The organism is Vagococcus vulneris (genome assembly GCF_003950515.1).
Classification (GTDB): domain Bacteria; phylum Bacillota; class Bacilli; order Lactobacillales; family Vagococcaceae; genus Vagococcus; species Vagococcus vulneris.
Window position 1 is genome coordinate 1 of the sequence record NZ_NGJS01000034.1, and the last position, 5,235, is coordinate 5,235.

The following is a 5,235-nucleotide window of genomic DNA, read 5'->3' on the forward strand; positions in this document are numbered from 1 at the left end:
CTTCTTCTTTTACTTCTACTGGATAAGCAATCCTTTTAACCATAAAAAACACACCTCCGTTAAATTCATTTTACATGAATTCAACAGGGGTGTTTTTATATTTGTCTCATCTTTTGGGGTCAGTTCCACCATATAGGTGACGGCTTTTACTTTTAATTATTATTGTTCTGTTTAGCACGACGATATTTATCTTCTTCATAGTCATCGTCAAGATCATCAACTTCATGTATGTCAACCTTGATTTCCAATAAGCGTGTTCCTTTGGTTTTGTATGTAGTCAACGTGATATGCTCTACATCAAATGATAAGCGCTCGGTTTCGTCAGGAATCACACCTAATTCAGTAATCAAGAAACCAGCCATTGTATCAACATCATGCATTTCAATTTTTGTCCCAAATTTATCATTAAAATCATCAATCGACATTTTGCCTAAGATGATGTATTCATTATCCGAGAGTTTTGTATACTGTTCTTCCAAAGTAATATCATCGGATTCATCATCAATTTCTCCAACAATTTCTTCTAGCAAGTCTTCAAAAGTAACTAAGCCAACGACACCGCCATATTCATCTAAAAGAATCGCCATATGGTTTTGTGTGCGTTTTAATTCAACCAGCAAGTCATCAATATAGATTGTTTCCGGTACGAAAAGTGGCTCATGAATGACCTCACGAATGTCGAGATTATCAAAACCAGATTGATATGCTGCATTTAAAAGATTTTTTAAATGCATAATACCTACAATTTTATCTTTATCTTCATTATAGACAGGAATACGCGAGAAACTTTGTCCCATTACTTTATCTAAATTCTCTTTAACAGGATCGTGGATGTCAATCATAAATGCTTCTGTTCGAGGTACCATAACTTCTCTAGCTAATGTGGTGTCCAGGTCAAGAATGCCTTGCACCATTTCTAATTCTTCAGTATCAAGGACACCTTCATTAGACAACATATAGGCCATTTCTTCTCGTGTCATTTTTTCATTTTCATCGTCAAAAGTCATCGGAGTTAGGCGGCTCAAAAGGTTTGTTGAGCTAGATAACAACCAGACAAAAGGTCTCATAATCTTTCCAAGAAATTTAATAGGTCCCATCACAAATTTAGCCACTGTTTCGGGATTATTGATTGCAATCCGCTTTGGATAAAGTTCACCAAAAACAATTGAAACATATGTTAATAAAATTAACACAATAATCTGTGAAGCTTGTTTTGCCCATGCGACATTACCAAATAATGGTGCGAGTTCGTGTGCGAAAGAATTCGTTAAAGACGCACCAGATAAGATTGTTACCAAGGTAATTCCGACTTGAATTGTTGATAAAAAATTATTTGAATCATTGATTAAGTTTAATAATTTTATTGATGTTTTATCTCCTTCAGCAACTTTTGATTCTAAGCGATTGCGATTGACTGAAACGACAGAAATTTCTGCAGCTGCAAAAAAGGCGTTTAGTAAGGTTAAAAAAATCAATATAATAATATTAATCAAGATAGACTGACTATCGGGGTCAGCGTTCATAAGCTTTTCTCTCCTTCAAAAAAATGTAGATTGTTACTTGGAAATCGTATCATAATTGGTGCGTTTTAGCAATATCAGGTAAATTTTATTCACTTATATGAGTAGACTCTTCTTGATTATTGGAATCAGACTTGTTGAGTTGAACGATATTATAGATATAAACAATTACAGTCTTACAGACAGCGTAAAATGGTACTCCTAAAATCATACCGAGGAGTCCCGCAATATTACCAGCCACTAATAAAATAATAATAATGGTTAACGGGTGAATGTCTAAACTCTTGCCGATGACGTTCGGGTAGACGATGTTACCATCGACTTGTTGGACCACTAAAACAACGATACATGCTAAAACAGCTTTCCACGGATCAGTGAATACAGTTGCTAAAACTGCAGGTGCTAATCCAAGATAAGGTCCGATATAAGGAATCATGTTAGTCGTTCCCGCAATCATACCGAATAGGAAAGCATAATCAATGCCTATTAAGAAATAACCAAGAAACGTGAAGATTGCGACAAAGCAGCATTCTATCATTTGTCCGCTGATATATTTTGAAATGGTGCTGCTCATTTTTCCAAGTAAAGTTTCAATTTCATTTTTATGATTTTTAGGAAAATACTTGCTGATCATTGGTAAAAATTTTTGTCCATCTTTCAGCATGTAAAATAGCATAAATGGAACGGTAATTATCATAATTGCGATTCCCGCAACCGAGGAAACAATTGAACCAACACCAGAGCTAAGTCCACTTAATGTTGATTTTGCAATACTGCTAATCGAAATACCGAATTTATCTAAATAAGTTTGAATGTCGGTGTTCTTCATAATGGGATGATGAGTAATCTTATTAATCCAATTTTCAACCAGAGTGAAAGTAGCAGGCATTTTACTAATTAAGGATGTCAGCTGATTAATTAAATTCGGAATAATCAGCATGAATAGAAAGACTAAAATACCGACTAACAACAACATCACAATGGCAACTGCAGGAGTTCGGTGCAAGCCCTTTTTTGTTAGGAAAACGACAAGCGGATTAACTAGATAAAATAAAAAACCTGAGATTAGTATTGGTGCAAACAGTGTTGTGAACATTGTTGCTAAAGGTTGAAATAAGAAATTTATCTTTGTTCCCATAAATATTAGTGTAGCAAGAATCAAAAGTTCTATAGACCAAAACATGAGCTTTGACTCGTGAACCTTTTTAAGCATATAACCATCTCCTTTTATTAAAAAAAAGTAACTATTAAAAGATAAACATTGAGTCATCTTATTTCTTAGTATAATATATTTAATTACAGATTGCTTGAAAATTTTAATTGAAAGGGGAATAATAATGATTGAAATTAAAGAAACAACGACACTAGGCTCTAAAGTCTATCAAGATGCAGTGGATATTCGAATGGAAGTTTTTGTAAAAGAACAAGCTGTTCCTAAAGAATTAGAAGTTGAAGGTGAAGAAGGTTGTGTTCACTTCGTTTTATATGAGAATGGACAACCATTGGCAACTGCGAGGCTTTACGAAAAATCACCCGGTGTTTTTAAAATTCAGCGTGTGGCAGTGTCCAAGTCTGGACGCGGAAAAGGGTATGGCGAAATAATTATGCATGGCTTGAAAGATTATGCAAAAAAACACGGCGGAAATGAGTTAGTTCTTGGTGCGCAGCTTCAGGCGCTAGGCTTTTATGAAAAAATAGGTTATCAAGTTTTTGGGGATGTTTATGAGGATGCGGGAATTTCTCACCGCAACATGATTCAGTGGATTGGGCGATAATAACTGCTGTAGCTTTATTTTATGGCTTAATTATTCACAGAAGACACCATTCATGGTATACTGAGTGGTGTTTTTTGTTGATGTAAATTGTAGATAATGACATAAAAATTTAAAGGGGTTAATTATGGAAAGTACTCAAAGACAAGAAGTAGATAAACGGCGAACATTTGCGATTATTTCGCATCCGGATGCTGGTAAAACAACAATTACAGAACAATTATTGTTATTCGGAGGAGCTATTCGAAATGCTGGAACTGTCAAAGGTAAAAAAACCGGAAATTTCGCTAAATCTGATTGGATGGATATTGAAAAACAACGTGGTATCTCAGTAACAAGTTCCGTGATGCAGTTTGATTATGATGATAAACGTGTGAATATTTTAGACACACCTGGTCACGAAGACTTTTCTGAAGACACATACCGAACGTTGATGGCTGTTGATAGCGCAGTGATGGTTATAGATAGCGCTAAGGGTATTGAAGCACAAACAAAGAAGTTGTTCCAAGTTTGTCGCATGCGTGGGATTCCAATTTTTACCTTTATTAATAAGTTAGATAGAGATGGACGTGAACCGCTTGATCTACTTGAAGAACTTGAAGAAGTTTTAGAAATCGATTCATATCCGATGAACTGGCCGATAGGTATGGGTAAAGGATTTGAAGGCCTATACGATATCTATAATCATCGTGTAGAAGTGTATCGTCCAGATCGATTTGATAGCGATCGTTTTATTCAATTAACTAAAGATGGAAATTTAGCAAAAGAGCATCCATTGAATGAGCAATCAATATTTAAACAGGTCCAAGATGAAGTTGAGTTATTGTTAGAAGCAGGAAATGAATTTTCAGAAGAGAAGATTGCCGCTGGCGAATTAACGCCTGTGTTCTTTGGTTCAGCATTAACTAATTTTGGTGTACAAACATTTTTAGAAACATTCCTACAATTCGCACCAAAACCATCAGCTCATCAGACTAAAGAAGGCGATGAAGTCAGTCCGTATTCAGAAGAATTTTCAGGCTTTATTTTTAAAATTCAAGCAAATATGAATCCGGCTCACAGGGATAGAATTGCTTTTGTTCGTATTTGTTCTGGAATCTTTGAACGCGGAATGGATGTTGAATTATATCGAACAGGTAAAAAAATAAAATTAAATAATTCTACACAATTTATGGCTGATTCTCGTGAAACCGTACAAGAAGCAGTGGCGGGAGATATTATTGGACTATACGATACGGGAAATTATCAGATTGGTGATACAATTTTTACTGGTAAGGAACGAGTTGAGTTTGAAGAATTACCGCACTTTACACCTGAATTATTTATGAAAGTTACAGCTAAAAATGTTATGAAACAAAAATCATTTCATAAAGGTTTGCAGCAATTGGTACAAGAAGGGGCCATCCAACTTTATAAAACGTATTTAACGGAAGATTACATTATCGGTGCTGTAGGTCAGCTTCAATTCGAAGTTTTCAAACACCGTATGTTGGGTGAATATAATACTGAAATTATTATGGAATCGATGGGTACTAAAATTGCTCGTTGGATTGATCCTGAACAACTGGATGAAAAAATGAGTTCAAGTCGAAATATTTTAGCTCGTGATCGCTTTGACCAACCACTGTTTTTATTTGAAAACCAATTTGCGGAGCGTTGGTTTGCGGATAAGTATCCAGATGTTGAATTGAAGAGCCTTTTATAATTTTATGTGATAAATTTTTTTTAAGTCTAAACCATTTAAATGGTTTAGACTTTTTTATTTATTATATGTTTTGAAAACCACCTGCTATGCGGGTGGTTCAGAAGAGCTTTCAGCGTGGTATAAAAAAAGTCTCCTAAAATGATAAGATATATTTGGTTTCCCGACCACGAAATATCAATCATTTAGGAGGTCCCTTATGAAAAAGGACAATCAAAGTTTATCACACACAACATGGAAA

General features: G+C 34.9%; 4 protein-coding genes. 2 read left to right on the forward strand and 2 right to left on the reverse strand.

Annotated features, from left to right (window positions below; translation table 11 throughout):
• Nucleotides 1–152: 152 nt before the first annotated feature.
• Together CBF37_RS11375 and CBF37_RS11380 are read right to left on the reverse strand one after the other, a co-directional pair.
• Complete coding sequence (locus tag CBF37_RS11375) at nt 153–1,523, reverse strand: hemolysin family protein (protein ID WP_125984872.1); 1,371 nt, start codon at nt 1,521–1,523, stop codon at nt 153–155.
• 85 nt (nt 1,524–1,608) lie between these two features.
• Nucleotides 1,609–2,733, reverse strand: a complete 1,125-nt coding sequence (locus CBF37_RS11380; RefSeq protein ID WP_125984873.1) for an AI-2E family transporter — start codon at nt 2,731–2,733, stop codon at nt 1,609–1,611.
• 124 nt (nt 2,734–2,857) lie between these two features.
• Between CBF37_RS11380 and CBF37_RS11385 the strand changes: the two genes are divergently transcribed.
• Entirely contained in the window at nt 2,858–3,295 is a 438-nt protein-coding gene (locus CBF37_RS11385) for a GNAT family N-acetyltransferase (RefSeq protein WP_125984874.1), read from the forward strand.
• 124 nt (nt 3,296–3,419) lie between these two features.
• Nucleotides 3,420–4,997 carry a peptide chain release factor 3 gene (locus tag CBF37_RS11390; RefSeq protein WP_125984875.1) on the forward strand — a complete coding sequence of 526 codons (1,578 nt, stop codon included), beginning with the start codon at nt 3,420–3,422 and terminating at the stop codon, nt 4,995–4,997.
• Nucleotides 4,998–5,235 lie beyond the last annotated feature (238 nt).

Coding starts and splice junctions, on each gene's coding strand:
- CBF37_RS11380 (WP_125984873.1), bottom strand. CDS start 2,733: ATGCTTAAAAAGGTTCACGAGTCAAAGCTCATGTTTTGGTCTATAGAA.
- CBF37_RS11375 (WP_125984872.1), bottom strand. CDS start 1,523: ATGAACGCTGACCCCGATAGTCAGTCTATCTTGATTAATATTATTATA.
- CBF37_RS11390 (WP_125984875.1), top strand. CDS start 3,420: ATGGAAAGTACTCAAAGACAAGAAGTAGATAAACGGCGAACATTTGCG.
- CBF37_RS11385 (WP_125984874.1), top strand. CDS start 2,858: ATGATTGAAATTAAAGAAACAACGACACTAGGCTCTAAAGTCTATCAA.